This window comes from Pseudomonas sp. AP3_22 TE3818, from assembly GCF_053628995.1.
In genome coordinates this window covers 58,718-72,776 of record NZ_JBRJHL010000001.1, presented here as the reverse complement: position 1 = coordinate 72,776, position 14,059 = coordinate 58,718, and the positions used below count along the sequence as shown (strand labels likewise).

General features: G+C 60.6%; 16 protein-coding genes. 10 read left to right on the top strand and 6 right to left on the bottom strand.

What is annotated here, in order from left to right; all coding sequences use genetic code 11:
- Positions 1-40: 40 nt before the first annotated feature.
- Positions 41-1,567 carry a SulP family inorganic anion transporter gene (locus tag AB7M25_RS00375; protein ID WP_429386762.1) on the top strand — a complete coding sequence of 509 codons (1,527 nt, stop codon included), beginning with the start codon at positions 41-43 and terminating at the stop codon, positions 1,565-1,567.
- 106 nt (positions 1,568-1,673) lie between these two features.
- Here the strand turns inward: AB7M25_RS00375 and AB7M25_RS00370 are convergent, their stop codons facing one another.
- A complete protein-coding gene (locus AB7M25_RS00370; RefSeq protein ID WP_429386759.1) occupies positions 1,674-2,324 on the bottom strand; it encodes a hypothetical protein in 651 nt (216 codons plus the stop codon).
- Positions 2,325-2,693: 369 nt separating this feature from the next.
- Here AB7M25_RS00370 and coxB point away from each other — a divergent pair, with 369 nt between their 5' ends.
- Together coxB and ctaD are read left to right on the top strand one after the other, a co-directional pair.
- A complete protein-coding gene (gene coxB, locus AB7M25_RS00365; protein WP_007969821.1) occupies positions 2,694-3,821 on the top strand; it encodes a cytochrome c oxidase subunit II in 1,128 nt (375 codons plus the stop codon).
- An 82-nt stretch (positions 3,822-3,903) separates the two neighbouring features.
- The gene (gene ctaD / locus AB7M25_RS00360; protein ID WP_007969820.1) at positions 3,904-5,496 is read left to right on the top strand and encodes a cytochrome c oxidase subunit I; all 1,593 of its coding nucleotides are present in this window, start codon (positions 3,904-3,906) and stop codon (positions 5,494-5,496) included.
- Here ctaD and AB7M25_RS00355 read toward each other — a convergent pair.
- Positions 5,463-5,636, bottom strand: coding sequence for a hypothetical protein (locus AB7M25_RS00355; protein ID WP_454236867.1), 174 nt, complete (start codon positions 5,634-5,636; stop codon positions 5,463-5,465). The two genes, ctaD and AB7M25_RS00355, sit on opposite strands and share 34 nt — an antisense overlap.
- Between AB7M25_RS00355 and AB7M25_RS00350 the strand changes: the two genes are divergently transcribed.
- Complete coding sequence (locus tag AB7M25_RS00350) at positions 5,635-6,186, top strand: cytochrome c oxidase assembly protein (protein WP_429386755.1); 552 nt, start codon at positions 5,635-5,637, stop codon at positions 6,184-6,186. The two genes, AB7M25_RS00355 and AB7M25_RS00350, sit on opposite strands and share 2 nt — an antisense overlap.
- A gap of 25 nt (positions 6,187-6,211) precedes the next feature.
- Entirely contained in the window at positions 6,212-7,099 is an 888-nt protein-coding gene (locus tag AB7M25_RS00345; protein WP_429386752.1) for a cytochrome c oxidase subunit 3, read from the top strand.
- Positions 7,100-7,180: 81 nt separating this feature from the next.
- On the opposite strand, the gene AB7M25_RS00340 is transcribed toward AB7M25_RS00345, so the two are convergent.
- Positions 7,181-7,384, bottom strand: a complete 204-nt coding sequence (locus tag AB7M25_RS00340) for a twin transmembrane helix small protein (RefSeq protein WP_454236866.1) — start codon at positions 7,382-7,384, stop codon at positions 7,181-7,183.
- A 70-nt stretch (positions 7,385-7,454) separates the two neighbouring features.
- Here AB7M25_RS00340 and AB7M25_RS00335 point away from each other — a divergent pair, with 70 nt between their 5' ends.
- From AB7M25_RS00335 to AB7M25_RS00315, 5 genes are read left to right on the top strand one after another with little or no spacing between them, the layout of a single operon-like run.
- Positions 7,455-8,195 (top strand): SURF1 family protein, encoded by a 741-nt coding sequence (locus tag AB7M25_RS00335; protein WP_454236865.1) that lies wholly within the window; start codon positions 7,455-7,457, stop codon positions 8,193-8,195.
- Positions 8,161-8,754, top strand: a complete 594-nt coding sequence (locus AB7M25_RS00330; protein ID WP_429386745.1) for a hypothetical protein — start codon at positions 8,161-8,163, stop codon at positions 8,752-8,754. The genes AB7M25_RS00335 and AB7M25_RS00330 overlap by 35 nt, the downstream gene beginning before the upstream one ends.
- 10 nt (positions 8,755-8,764) lie before the next feature.
- Entirely contained in the window at positions 8,765-9,838 is a 1,074-nt protein-coding gene (locus AB7M25_RS00325) for a COX15/CtaA family protein (RefSeq protein ID WP_429386743.1), read from the top strand.
- Positions 9,826-10,725, top strand: coding sequence for a heme o synthase (gene cyoE / locus AB7M25_RS00320; protein ID WP_015092898.1), 900 nt, complete (start codon positions 9,826-9,828; stop codon positions 10,723-10,725). The genes AB7M25_RS00325 and cyoE overlap by 13 nt, the downstream gene beginning before the upstream one ends.
- The gene (locus tag AB7M25_RS00315; RefSeq protein WP_429561131.1) at positions 10,722-11,357 is read left to right on the top strand and encodes an SCO family protein; all 636 of its coding nucleotides are present in this window, start codon (positions 10,722-10,724) and stop codon (positions 11,355-11,357) included. The genes cyoE and AB7M25_RS00315 overlap by 4 nt, the downstream gene beginning before the upstream one ends.
- Positions 11,358-11,504: 147 nt before the next feature.
- Here the strand turns inward: AB7M25_RS00315 and AB7M25_RS00310 are convergent, their stop codons facing one another.
- Genes AB7M25_RS00310 through AB7M25_RS00300 form a run of 3 tightly spaced genes read right to left on the bottom strand, consistent with a single transcriptional unit; the run spans position 11,505 to position 14,020 of the window.
- The gene (locus tag AB7M25_RS00310; protein ID WP_454236864.1) at positions 11,505-12,278 is read right to left on the bottom strand and encodes a MetQ/NlpA family ABC transporter substrate-binding protein; all 774 of its coding nucleotides are present in this window, start codon (positions 12,276-12,278) and stop codon (positions 11,505-11,507) included.
- Positions 12,279-12,338: 60 nt separating this feature from the next.
- Positions 12,339-13,013, bottom strand: a complete 675-nt coding sequence (locus tag AB7M25_RS00305; RefSeq protein WP_104450411.1) for a methionine ABC transporter permease — start codon at positions 13,011-13,013, stop codon at positions 12,339-12,341.
- Positions 13,013-14,020 carry a methionine ABC transporter ATP-binding protein gene (locus tag AB7M25_RS00300; protein WP_007969809.1) on the bottom strand — a complete coding sequence of 336 codons (1,008 nt, stop codon included), beginning with the start codon at positions 14,018-14,020 and terminating at the stop codon, positions 13,013-13,015. Before AB7M25_RS00300 ends, AB7M25_RS00305 begins: the two co-directional genes overlap by 1 nt.
- Positions 14,021-14,059 lie beyond the last annotated feature (39 nt).

The window sequence follows — 14,059 nt, the reverse complement described above, 5'->3', positions numbered from 1 at the left end:
TGGCTTTGCCATGCCTGAAGAAAACTTCGGGAGACTCACCATGCGTGCTGCTCGACTCAAAGCTGTTCTGCCACGGGAGCTGTTGGCTTCGGTGGTCGTGTTTCTTGTCGCCCTGCCCCTGTGCATGGGCATCGCCATTGCCTCGGGGCTGCCACCCGCCAAAGGCTTGATCACCGGGATCATCGGCGGTCTGGTGGTCGGCTGGTTGGCCGGCTCGCCGTTGCAAGTCAGTGGCCCGGCGGCGGGGCTGGCCGTTCTGGTCTTCGAACTGGTCCGCCAACACGGTATCGCCATGCTTGGGCCCATCCTGTTACTGGCGGGTTTGCTGCAACTGGTGGCGGGTCGATTGAAGCTGGGATGCTGGTTTCGAGTGACGGCGCCTGCGGTGGTGTACGGCATGCTGGCCGGGATTGGTGTGCTGATCGTCCTGTCTCAAGTGCATGTAATGCTGGATGCCGTACCCAAACCCTCGGGCCTGGATAACCTGGCAGCCTTCCCGGCGGCGCTGGCTCAGGCATTGCCCACGTTTGGCTGGCAAGCCGGTTTGCTCGGGCTGTCGACGATTGCTGTCATGTGGCTGTGGGAAAAATTCCGTCCGCAATCCCTGCGCTTCATTCCCGGGGCGCTACTGGGTGTCGGTCTGGCCACGCTTGCCAGCCTGGCGCTGGCGTTGCAGGTCAAACGGGTTGAGGTACCGGCCAACCTGACGGAGGCCATCGATTGGCTGAAGCCGGTGGACCTGCTCAACCTGGCCGATCCGACATTGCTGATCGCGGCGTTTGCCGTGGCCTTTATCGCCAGCGCCGAAACCTTGCTCTCAGCCGCGGCAGTTGATCGGATGCACAGTGGTCAGCGCTCGGACTTTGACCGGGAATTGTCGGCGCAAGGTATCGGCAACATGCTGTGTGGCCTGCTTGGGGCGTTGCCGATGACCGGCGTTATCGTGCGCAGTTCGGCGAATGTTCAGGCCGGAGCAACCACCCGGTTTTCGACCATATTCCACGGCCTGTGGCTGCTGGCGTTCGTACTGTTGCTGTCCAGCGTCCTGCAACGCATTCCGGTGGCAAGCCTGGCGGGTGTGCTGGTGTACACCGGTTTCAAACTGGTGGATCTCAAGGTCTTTCGGGGTTTGGGACGGTATGGTCGGGCGCCGATGTTCACTTACGCGGCAACCGCGTTGGCCATCGTTTTTACCGACCTGCTGACGGGCGTGTTGATAGGCTTTGGCCTGACCCTGGTGAAACTGGCGCTGAAAGCTTCGCGCTTGAAGATCAGCCTGATCGACCTGCCTCGGGAAGGGGAAATGGAGTTGCGTCTGACGGGCGCGGCGACTTTCCTCAAAGTACCGGCGCTGACCCGGGTGTTGGGCAGCATTCCGGTGGGTACGACGGTGCATGTGCCGCTCAATAACCTGAGCTACATCGATCACTCGTGTCTGGAATTGCTGGAGGAATGGGGACGAGCCAATGCGGGCAAGGGTTCGAAGCTGTTGATTGAGTCGCGGGGGCTGAAGCGTCGGCTCGAGGGGCGGGTGCGGACGAATACCGGCGTCGGTGCGGCTGGCTGAACTTTTGTGGGAGCGGGCTTGCTCGTGAAAGCGGCATGTCAGTCGACATCAACGTTGACTGATTGACCGCATTCGCGAGCAAGCCCGCTCCCACAGGTTTCAGGGATCAAGCCGCCGGCTGATCCAGCTCCAGACCTACGCCCAGGCGGCGGGACATGCACGGCCAGCGTTTCCATGCGGCGCCGGTGTCCGGGCTACTGAGCTTTTCGCGGTAGGTTTCCACCGACTCCAGGGCAAAACTCTCTTCGTTGAGCATCTCGTCGATGGCGTGATGCACCGCCTCATCCAGTTGGTTGGCGAACTCCTCACCGATCAATTGGTGAGCAATCAGGTTGGCGACAGTCATGTCCAAGGGGATCAGTGGCTGGCCGAAATGCTTGATGTACAGATCGTTGACCTCTTCGACAAACCGGTGCGCCAGATAGGCTTCATCCAGCAGGCTGTCGAGCCCGACATGGCCGGCCATGATGGCTGGCGGCTGGAGGAAGTACTGTTCGGCGATTGTCAGGACCGGTTTGATCTGTGACTCAATGCCCGCTTCCCTGGCGACTTCATTGGCTGCATCCAGCAGATCGGGTACTTCTTCGATGTAGGCGGTGACAAATCGCGTCAGCACGCCATTGGCGTCCGCTTCCGGCAATTGGATGGCCGGGTGTAGATGAGGCAATTTACTTTCCAGCTGACGCGTCAGCAGGCCGGTCTCGGCTTCGTGTTGTTGGGCTTTTTGGATCTGCTCGCGCAATGCGGCGGTGTTCATGAAAACTCCAGGAAACAAGGCAATGAAATAGGGAAGACATAACTTAGCTGGCTTACGAAAAATGCTAAGACGCATTTGTCATAATTATTTCATCCTTGAGACGACCCCGTTATATCGGTTTGCCACCATTCGTCTGCATCCTTCTCCATTCGTGCCCTGCAATGCAAGTTAATGCTGTTTCAGATGATTTACGCCTTCGCATTGCGAGGTCGGAGGTGCTGTCTATACTCGGGGTGGAATGGAGTTAGCTGATGACGCCCGACTGCATATGCAGCAAGGCCCGGTGCTCAAGTTCGTAGTCTGATGCAGCCGCTCCCTTGCCGCAGGTGAAAGCCGGCGGGATAACAAGAACGATAAGGGGAACCCGCAATGATGCGACATCCACATGTCTGGATGGGCCTCCTGTTGTGGTCGATTTTCAGTCAGGCACAAGCGGCCTGGACTGTGAATATGGCGCCTGGAGCGACTGAAATCAGTCACGCAGTATTCGACCTGCACATGACCATTTTCTGGATCTGTGTGGTGATCGGCATCATCGTTTTTGGTGCCATGTTCTGGTCGATGATTCTCCACCGGCGCTCGACCGGGCAGGTGGCCGCCAAATTTCATGAAAGCACCACCGTCGAAATCCTCTGGACCATCGTGCCCTTCCTGATCCTGGTGGCCATGGCGGTTCCCGCTACCGCGACCCTGATCAAGATGTACGACGCCAGCGAGCCGGAGATCGATATCCAGGTCACCGGCTACCAGTGGAAGTGGCACTACAAATACCTGGGCCAGGACGTCGAGTTCTTCAGCAACCTGACCACTCCCCAGGATCAAATCCACAACAAGGAAGCCAAGGGCGAGCACTACCTGCTCGAGGTCGACAAGCCATTGGTGCTGCCGGTCGGCACCAAAGTGCGCTTCCTGGTGACTTCCGCCGACGTGATCCACTCCTGGTGGGTGCCGGCTTTCGCGGTCAAGCGCGATGCGATACCCGGGTTCGTCAATGAAGCCTGGACCCGCATCGACAAGCCCGGCATCTACCGTGGCCAGTGCGCCGAGTTGTGCGGCAAGGATCACGGCTTCATGCCGACCGTGGTCGAGGTCAAGGAAAAGGCCGACTACGAAAAATGGCTGGCCGATCGCAAGGTCGAGGCCGCGCAGCTCAAAGAGCTGACCAGCAAGGAATGGACCCTCGACGAGCTCAAGGAGCGCGGTGACAAGGTCTATCACACGACCTGCGTGGCCTGTCACCAGGCCGAAGGTCAGGGCCTGCCGCCGATGTTCCCGGCACTCAAGGGCTCGAAAATCGCCACCGGACCGAAAGAAGGTCACCTGAGCATTGTCTTCCACGGCAAGCCTGGCACCGCCATGGCCGCGTTCGGCAAACAGCTCTCGGAAGTCGATATCGCAGCGGTCGTGACCTATGAACGTAACGCCTGGGGCAACAACAAGGGCGACATGGTCACGCCAAAAGAAGTGCTGGAGCTGAAACAGGCGGAAAGCAAATGACCCGGTCTATTGCGCACGTAAGGAACCGGTCGGGGCTACGCATCCCGACCTGCCCAGCCCATCTGTTTGCAGGAGACAGGACATGACTGCTGTAATCGATGAACATGTTCATACCGCCACCGACCACGCCCACGGCCCCGCCAAAGGCCTGATGCGATGGGTGCTGACCACCAACCACAAGGACATCGGCACCCTGTACCTGTGGTTTGCGTTTTCCATGTTCCTGCTCGGCGGCTCGTTCGCGATGGTGATTCGCGCCGAGTTGTTCCAGCCGGGGCTGCAGATCGTCCAGCCGGAATTCTTCAACCAGATGACCACCATGCACGGTCTGGTGATGGTCTTCGGCGCGGTGATGCCGGCCTTCGTCGGCCTCGCCAACTGGATGATCCCGCTGATGATCGGCGCGCCGGACATGGCCCTGCCGCGAATGAACAACTTCAGCTTCTGGCTGTTGCCGGCGGCGTTCCTGCTACTGGTTTCGACGCTGTTCACCCCCGGTGGCGGACCGAACTTTGGCTGGACGTTCTACGCGCCGCTGTCGACGACCTACGCACCGGAAAGCGTGACCTTCTTCATCTTCGCCATTCACTTGATGGGGATCAGCTCGATCATGGGGGCGATCAACGTGATCGCCACCATCCTCAACCTGCGCGCCCCCGGCATGACGTTGATGAAAATGCCGCTGTTCGTCTGGACCTGGCTGATCACCGCGTTCCTGCTGATCGCGGTGATGCCGGTGCTGGCCGGTTGCGTGACGATGATGCTGATGGACATCCACTTCGGCACCAGCTTCTTCAGCGCCGCCGGTGGCGGAGACCCGGTGCTGTTCCAGCACGTGTTCTGGTTTTTCGGCCACCCCGAGGTGTACATCATGATCCTGCCGGCCTTCGGTGCCGTCAGCTCGATCATTCCGGCCTTCTCGCGCAAGCCGCTGTTCGGCTACACCTCGATGGTCTACGCCACGGCGAGTATCGCGTTCCTGTCGTTCATCGTCTGGGCGCACCACATGTTCGTGGTCGGCATTCCGCTGGTGGGCGAGCTGTTCTTCATGTACGCCACCCTGCTGATTGCGGTGCCAACGGGCGTGAAGGTGTTCAACTGGGCCAGCACCATGTGGCAGGGTTCGCTGACGTTCGAGACACCGATGCTGTTTGCCGTGGCGTTCGTGATCCTGTTCTCCATCGGCGGTTTCTCCGGATTGATGCTGGCCATCGCCCCGGCGGACTTCCAGTACCAGGACACCTACTTCGTGGTCGCGCACTTCCATTACGTGCTGGTACCGGGGGCGATCTTCGGGATCTTCGCCTCAGCCTACTACTGGTTGCCGAAATGGACCGGCCACATGTACGACGAAACCCTCGGCAAGCTGCATTTCTGGTTGTCGTTCATCGGCATGAACCTGGCTTTCTTCCCTATGCACTTCGTGGGGCTGGCGGGCATGCCGCGACGGATTCCGGACTACAACCTGCAGTTCGCCGACTTCAACATGGTGTCGTCGATCGGCGCATTCATGTTCGGGGCCACGCAGATCTTCTTCCTGTTCATCGTGATCAAGACCATTCGCGGCGGCCCGCCGGCACCAGCCAAACCGTGGGATGGGGCTGAAGGCCTGGAGTGGAGCATCCCGTCGCCGGCGCCGTATCACACCTTCACCACGCCGCCGGAAGTGAAATGAACACCTGGCCCTTTGTAGGAGCGAGCTTGCTCGCGATGGTCGTCAACGATAACGCTGGAAGCCTGATACCCCGCGGCGTTCTCCGGTTTTTCGCGAGCGGGCTCGCTCCTACAGGGGTTGGTGTAGAGGTTTGCAATCATGGCTGACTCGATTTCGCTGAAGAAACTGGTCACCCGTCTATTGCTGGTCGTGGGGGCAATGTTTGTGTTCGGGTTTGCGCTGGTGCCGATCTACGACGTGATGTGCAAGGCCTTCGGCATCAATGGCAAGACCGCCGGGCAGTACGAGGGGGAGCAGACGGTCGACACCTCGCGGCAGGTGCGTGTGCAGTTTCTGTCGACCAATTCCGCCGATATGCCGTGGGATTTTTACCCCAAGCATGACGAACTGACGGCTAACCCGGGGGCGGTGAACGAGATGATCTTCATCGCCCACAACCCTACCGATAAGCCGATGAGTGCCCAGGCCGTGCCGAGCATTGCGCCAAGCTCCGCGGCGGCGTATTTCCACAAGACCGAATGTTTCTGCTTTACCCAGCAAGTGCTGCAGCCCGGTCAACGGATCGAGATGCCGGTACGTTTCATCGTTGACCGTGACATGCCCAAGGATGTGAAGCACCTGACGCTGTCTTACACGCTGTTCGATATCACCGCCCGACATCCACCGGTAGCTGTAAACACTGGCGGCTGAGCGTGCCCGATAAGGAGAACAATAAATGGCAACTCATGAGCATTATTACGTACCGGCCCAGAGCAAATGGCCAATCATCGCCACGGTCGGCATGTTCGTCACGGTGTTTGGCCTGGCCACCTGGTTCAACGATCTGAAAGCGGCGCGCCCGGAATCCCACGGGCCTCTGATCTTTTTCGTCGGCGGGTTGCTGCTGGCCTACATGCTGTTCGGTTGGTTCGGCACGGTGATCAAGGAAAGTCGCGGCGGTTTGTACAGCGCGCAAATGGATCGTTCGTTCCGCTGGGGCATGAGCTGGTTCATTTTCTCGGAGGTGATGTTCTTCATCGCCTTTTTCGGCGCACTGTTTTATGTGCGTCACGTCTCCGGGCCGGCGCTTGGCGGTGAAGGCACCAAAGGCATCGCGCATATGCTGTGGCCGAGCTTCCAGTTCACCTGGCCGCTGCTGGACAACCCCGACTCGAAACTGTTTCCGCCGCCCAAGGAGGTCATCAGCCCCTGGGGCCTGCCGCTGCTCAACACCGTGTTGCTGGTGAGCTCCAGCGTGACCGTGACCATCGCCCACCACGCCTTGAAAAAGGGCCATCGCGGCGCACTGAAACTCTGGCTGGCGCTCACCGTAGTGTTGGGTTGTGCATTCCTCACCTTCCAGGCCGAAGAGTACATGCACGCCTACCGCGAACTGGGTCTGACCCTGGGTTCGGGCATCTACGGCGCGACGTTCTTCATGCTCACCGGGTTCCACGGCGCCCACGTGACCATCGGCACCATCATCCTGTTCGTGATGCTGATGCGGGTGATGCGCGGGCACTTCGACAGCGAGCACCAGTTCGGCTTCGAAGCGGCGAGCTGGTACTGGCACTTCGTGGATGTGGTGTGGATCGGGTTATTCGTTTTCGTCTACGTACTGTAGGAGCGAGCTTGCTCGCGAAGGTATGTCAGTCGAAATCAACGTGTCTGACACACCATCGCCAGCAAGCTGGCTCCTACACGGCTACCAGGGGGCATGAGAAACCAGCTGGCCGCTGAAAAAACCCCAGGTGATCAGACCGAGGGTAATGGCGGCCAGCGTGACACGCACACTCAAGGCAATGACGAGGCGGTTTGAGCGGCTGTCGTCCTTGACCAGAAAAAACAGGCCGCTGAACAGGCTGACAACCGTGGCAATCAGCATCAGGACGATGGCTTCTTTGAGCATGGTGGGACTCCGGGGGACAGGCGATGCACTTGAGTATAGCTATCGCGATGACCGACTTTCTGGCGATGCCATGAAGCGCTTTCGGCCGGGTATCGTGCCAACGCTGGTGGTCGCGCTGTTGCTGCCGCTACTGGTGTCCCTGGGGTTCTGGCAATTGAGCCGGGGCGCGGAGAAAAGCGCGCTGCTGCAAACCTACGCCGAGCGCCGGGCCTCCGAGCCGATGGCCAGCACCGAACTGCAATACACCGCTGACCCGGCTTTCCGTCGGATTCGCCTGCACGGCCGCTTCGATGCCGAACACAGCCTGTTGCTCGACAACAGTCAACGTAATGGCAGGGTCGGCGTCGAGCTGTTGCAACCCTTTCATGATCAGGCCAGGGGGCTCTGGCTGCTGGTCAATCGCGGCTGGCTGCCATGGCCGGAACGCCGCACACCCGTGCAATTCAAGACACCTGCTGAGGCCGTCAGCCTCGACGCGTGGGTCTACGTGTCCCCCGGTGCGCCGTTTCAGTTGCATGCAGACCCGGCAACAGCGACGTGGCCGAAGCTGATTACGGCCGTTGAACCGGCCAGTCTCTGGAAGTCGCTGAACCGCGAAGGCTTTGCCTTTGAGCTACGCGCCGAAACCGGTCCGGCCACCTATCAGGCCGACTGGCCGGTGGTCGCCATGGGCCCTGAAAAACATATCGCTTATGCCGTGCAGTGGTTCGCCATGGCGATCGCCCTGTTCGGTCTTTATCTCTATCTCGGCTGGCACAACGCAAAGGAGAAACACCATGGGAGCGGCCATGAATCCACCCAGCATGTCTGAGGCGAAACCTTCGGTGAACCGGCGCAAGGGCCGTATGCAACTGCTGCTGATTTTGCTCGGGGTGATCGGTCCGATGATCCTTGCCACCGGCATGTACAAGCTGAATTTCTGGGTGCCCGAGGGCCGCAGTTATCACGGCGAACTGATCGGCAACGGTCAGACCCGCGCGGACATTGGCGTGCAGGCCCAGGAAGAGCGTTGGCAGATCCTGGTGACCGCGCCCAAGGATTGCGCGGTGGACTGCCAGCAACTGGTGTACCTGGCGCGGCAGATCCAGATCGGCCTCGGCCGCGATGCGTCCCGCGCCAGCCATGCATTGGCCTGCGCGCAGACGCTGAACAGCGATTACGAGACTAAACTTCAACGCGAGTACCCGCAGTTGCAACGCTATCCACTGGACTTGCCTGCCTACACAAAAGGCGCTCAGGGCAATGACGCGCCGCACCTGTGGATCATCGACCCCCACGGCAATCTGGTGCTGCGCTACGACCCGTCGGTGAAGGGCAAGGACCTGCTGAACGATCTGCGCCACCTGCTGAAACTGTCGAACATCGGATAAGGGCATCGTCATGGCCAAGCCTGGATTTCGCCTCGCGTTGTTTGCCACCTTGCTGGCACTGATCGTGGTATTGCTCGGCGCCTACACCCGCCTGACCCACGCCGGCCTCGGCTGTCCGGACTGGCCTGGCTGCTACGGTTTCATCAGCGTGCCGAAAAGCGAAGCCCAGCTGGCTCATGCCGAATTGCATTTCCCGGACGCTCCGGTCGAGGCCCACAAGGGCTGGAACGAGATGATCCACCGCTACTTCGCTGGCACGCTGGGCGTGTTGATCGCGGTGTTGGCCGGTCGTGCGTGGTTGCATCGCCGTCATCCGGGGCAACCGGTGAAGTTGCCATTGTTTCTGTTGGCGGTGGTCTTTGGCCAGGCCGCGTTCGGCATGTGGACGGTAACGCTCAAGCTCTGGCCGCAGGTGGTCACCGGGCATTTGCTTGGTGGCTTCGCGACCTTGAGCCTGTTGTTTCTGCTGACCTTGCGCCTGTCCGGCGTACTGCCGGCGCTGACCGTGCCACGACGTTTGCAGCACTGGGCGACGGCGGGGCTGTTGCTGGTGATCGGGCAAATCGCCCTCGGTGGCTGGGTCAGTTCCAACTACGCCGCCGTGGCCTGCATCGACTTTCCCACCTGTCACGGCCAATGGCTGCCGCCTGCCGATTTTGCCAATGGCTTTCATCTGACCCAACACATCGGTCCGAATTACCTCGGCGGGCAACTGGACAGCGACGCCCGTACGGCCATCCACCTGACCCATCGCATCGGCGCCTTGCTGGTCACCCTGGTGTTGCTCGGTCTGGCATGGCAATTGAGGGCGGTCGGCATGACACGCCTGGCAGGCCTGGTGCTTATCGCCCTTGGCGCACAAATCACCCTGGGCATCAGCAACGTGCTGTTCCATCTGCCGCTGCCGCTGGCCGTCGCGCATAACGCCGGCGGCGCGGCGCTGTTGCTGACCATGGTGCTGGTCAATTACCACGCCCGAACCAGTCTGGTCCGGGTCAAGCAGCCAACGCGCTGGCGCTTCAGCCTGCGTAAACACTCAGCCGGGCCCATAACAATAAAAGGAGAGATGCCATGGCGATTCTGATCGGCGAACGTCCCAGTCAGGCGATCTGGCGTGACTACCTGGAACTGACAAAACCCAAAGTCGTGGTGCTGATGCTCATCACTTCACTGGTGGGGATGTTCCTCGCGACCCGTGCCGGGGTGCCGTGGACGGTGCTGGTATTCGGCAACCTGGGCATCGCCCTGTGTGCCGGTGGCGCCGCGGCGGTCAATCATGTGGTGGACCGGCGCATCGACGCGGTGATGGCGCGCACCCACAAACGGCCGCTCGCCGAAGGCCGGATCTCTCCGACTGCTGCGCTGACGTTCGCGCTGGTATTGGCGGCCCTCGGGCAAGCCATGCTGCTGGCGTTTACCAACCCGCTGACCGCGTGGCTGACCCTCGCCTCGCTGCTTGGCTATGCGGTGATCTACACCGGATTCCTCAAGCGTGCGACCCCGCAGAACATTGTCATCGGCGGTCTGGCCGGTGCCGCGCCGCCCTTGCTCGGCTGGACCGCCGCCACCGGTCACGTCAGCGCCGAACCGCTGCTGCTGGTGCTGATCATCTTCGCCTGGACCCCGCCGCACTTCTGGGCGCTGGCGATCCATCGCAAGGAGGAATACGCCAAGGCCGACATCCCGATGCTGCCGGTCACCCATGGCGAGCACTACACCAAGATTCATATCCTGCTGTATACCTTTGCGCTGCTCGCCGTCAGCCTGATGCCCTACGTGATCCACATGAGCGGTATGCTCTACCTGGTCTGCGCGCTCGGGCTGGGGGCGCGGTTTCTGCAATGGGCCGTGGTGTTGTACCGTGGCACTCGGCCGCACGCGGCGATCAACACGTTCAAGTACTCTATTTACTACTTGTTCCTGCTGTTTATCGCCCTGCTCGTAGACCACTACCTACTGTTGAACCTATGACTCGAACCCAGAAAACCGTCTTCATCCTCGTCGCCCTGGTCGCACTGATCCTGGGCCTGACCGTCAACAAGGTACTGTCCGGAAAAAACCAGGGCGATCCGACGGCGCTGATCGACGCCGGTATCATTTTGCTGCCGCAGAGCCGCAATCTGCCGGACGTGACGATGACCAATCAGGACGGCCAGCCGGTCGCGGTCAATGAATTGAAGGGTAAGTGGAGCCTGTTGTTCTTCGGCTACACCTTCTGCCCGGACGTCTGCCCGACCACCCTCGCCCAGCTGCGACAGATCAAGAGCGAGTTGCCGCCCGAGGCGGTGGACAAGCTGCAGATCGTACTGGTCAGCGTCGATCCCCATCGCGACACGCCTCAGCAGCTCAAGCAGTACCTGAGCTACTTTGACCCGCAGTTTGTCGGCCTCGCGCCAAAGTCGATCGATGAGCTGCAAAAGGTCGCCAACGCGGTGAGCATTCCGTTCATTCCGGCGGACACCAACAAGCCAAACTACACCGTCGACCACAGTGGCAACCTCGCGGTGATCGGGCCGGACGGCACGCAGCGTGGCTTCATCCGGGCGCCGTTGAACAACGCGAAGCTGGTGGCGCAGTTGCCGGTGATGCTCAAGCGTAATTAAGCGACTCTCCCTCTGTAGGAGCCGGCTTGCCGGCGATGGCGTCGCTGAGATCGCCATCGCCGGCAAGCCGGCTCCTACAGAGGCGGGGTTTCAGGCATAAAAAATGGGGCGCATTCAATGCGCCCCATTTTTTGTTCAAGCTTCAGATCAGAACGCCGGCACCACCGCGCCTTTGTACTTCTCGAGGATGAAGGCCTTCACTTCCGGGCTGTGCAAAGCGGCAACCAGCTTCTTCATCGCTTCGCTGTCCTTGTCATCCGGGCGAGCCACCAGGATGTTCACGTACGGCGAGTCGCTGCCTTCGATGACCAGCGCGTCCTTGGCCGGATCGAGCTTGGCTTCCAGCGCGTAGTTGGTGTTGATCAGCGCCAGGTCGACCTGGGTCAGCACGCGCGGGATGGTCGCGGCTTCCAGTTCGCGGATTTTCAGGTCCTTGGTGTTCTCGGTGATGTCCTTCACGGTCGACAGGATGTTGTTCGAATCCTTCAACTTGATCAGCCCGGCCTTGGCCATCAGCAACAGTGCACGGCCGCCGTTGGTGGCGTCGTTCGGGATCACCACGTTGGCGCCGCCAGGCAGTTCAGCGAGGGTCTTGTACTTGCTGGAGTAAGCGCCCAGGGGTTCCAGGTGCACGCCGGCGACGGAGACCAGGTTTGTGCCCTTGGCCTTGTTGAACTCATCCAGGTACGGCTGGTGCTGGAAGAAGTTGGCGTCCAGGCGCTTTTCCGCAACCTGCACGTTTGGCTGGATGTAGTCGGTGAAGACCTTGACCTTCAGGTCAACGCCTTCCTTGGCCAGGGTCGGCTTCACGAACTCGAGGATCTCGGCGTGTGGCACCGGGGTGGCCGCGACGGTCAGGGTGTCAGCCGCGTGGGCCGAGAAGGCGGCAACGGCGGCGAAGGCGACGAGTAGTTTTTTCATTCAGCTAACTCCTTGTGAGGCGCCCGCTTGGCGCCTGCCAGCGAATGGCCGGCTCATGTCTTACTTACGGGAAAAGTGGACGACCAACTTGTCGCCAACGGTTTGTAGTACCTGGACCAGGACCAGCAGCAACACCACCGTCACGACCATCACATCGGTCTGGAAACGCTGGTAACCGAAGCGGATCGCCAGGTCACCCAGACCACCGGCGCCGACGACACCCGCCATCGCCGTGTAGGACACCAGTGTAATTGCGGTCACCGTAATCGCCGCGAAGATGCCCGGACGAGCCTCAGGCAGCAACGCATTGGTGATGATCTGTCGCGTGGTCGCACCCATGGCCTGGGTGGCTTCGATGATGCCGCGGTCCACTTCACGCAGGGCGGTTTCCACCAGCCGCGCGAAAAACGGCGTGGCACCCACCACCAGCGGCGGGATCGCACCGGCAACACCGAGGGATGTACCGGTGATCAACACGGTGAACGGAATCATCACGATCAACAGGATGATGAACGGCAGTGAACGCAGAACGTTCACCACCAGCGACAACATCGCGTAGACACCTTTGGCTTCCAGCAACTGGCGCGGGCTGCAGAGGAACAGCAGCACGCCCAGCGGCAAGCCGAGCAGCACGGTGAACAATAGCGAACCGCCGAGCATCAGCAGGGTGTCGCCAGTGGCCAGCCAGATTTCGAGCCAGTCGATATTGGCGAAGAAACTTGTCAGGGCTTCCATTAGCGCAGCACCTCCATGTGGACGTCAGCTGCGGTGAAGCGGGCGAACGCCGCTTCCATGTCACCGCCGGTCACGGCCAGGGTCAGTTGCCCGTAAGGGATGTCTTTGATGCGGTCGATACGACCGGCCAGGATGCTGTAGTCCACACCGGTTTCCCGGGCGACGGTGCCCAGCAACGGCGCGTAGGTCGCTTCGCCCTGGAAGGTCAGACGCACGATGCGACCCGGTACGTGAGCGAAGTCGTCACGCTGTTCGCTTTCGTCGATCTGCTCGTCTTCCTGCACAAAGCGTTTGGTCGTCGGGTGCTTCGGATGCAGGAACACCTCGGCCACCGAGCCTTGCTCGACGATCACGCCGGCGTCCATCACGGCAACCTGGTCGCAGACCCGGCGGATCACGTCCATTTCGTGGGTGATCAACACGATGGTCAGTTTCAGCTCGCGATTGATCTCGGCCAGCAATTGCAGGACCGATGCAGTGGTTTGCGGGTCGAGGGCGCTGGTGGCTTCATCGCACAGCAGGATTTTTGGCTTGGTCGCCAGGGCGCGGGCAATGCCGACACGCTGCTTTTGCCCGCCGGACAATTGCGCCGGGTACTTTTTCGCGTGGTCGGACAAACCGACCCGCGCCAGCAACTCGGCCACGCGCGAATCGATCTCGCTGCGCGACAGTTCGCCGGCCAGGGTCAGTGGCAGTGCGACGTTGTCGGCGACGGTCTTGGAGGCCAGCAGGTTGAAGTGCTGGAAAATCATCCCGACCTGCTGACGGAAGCGGCGCAGGCCGTTGGCGTCGAGTGCGGTGACTTCTTCACCGTCGACGGTGATCTTGCCGCCACTGGCGTTTTCCAGGCGATTGATCAGACGCAGCAGGGTACTTTTTCCTGCGCCGGAATGACCGATCAAGCCGAAAACCTGTCCGTTCTCAATCGTCAGACTGGTCGGATGCAGCGCGGGGATTTCCTTACCGGCGACGCGGTAGGTTTTATGGACGTTTTGAAACTCGATCACGTAGCGAACCTTGTGGGGCGCGTTGGAAAAGGGTCAGCG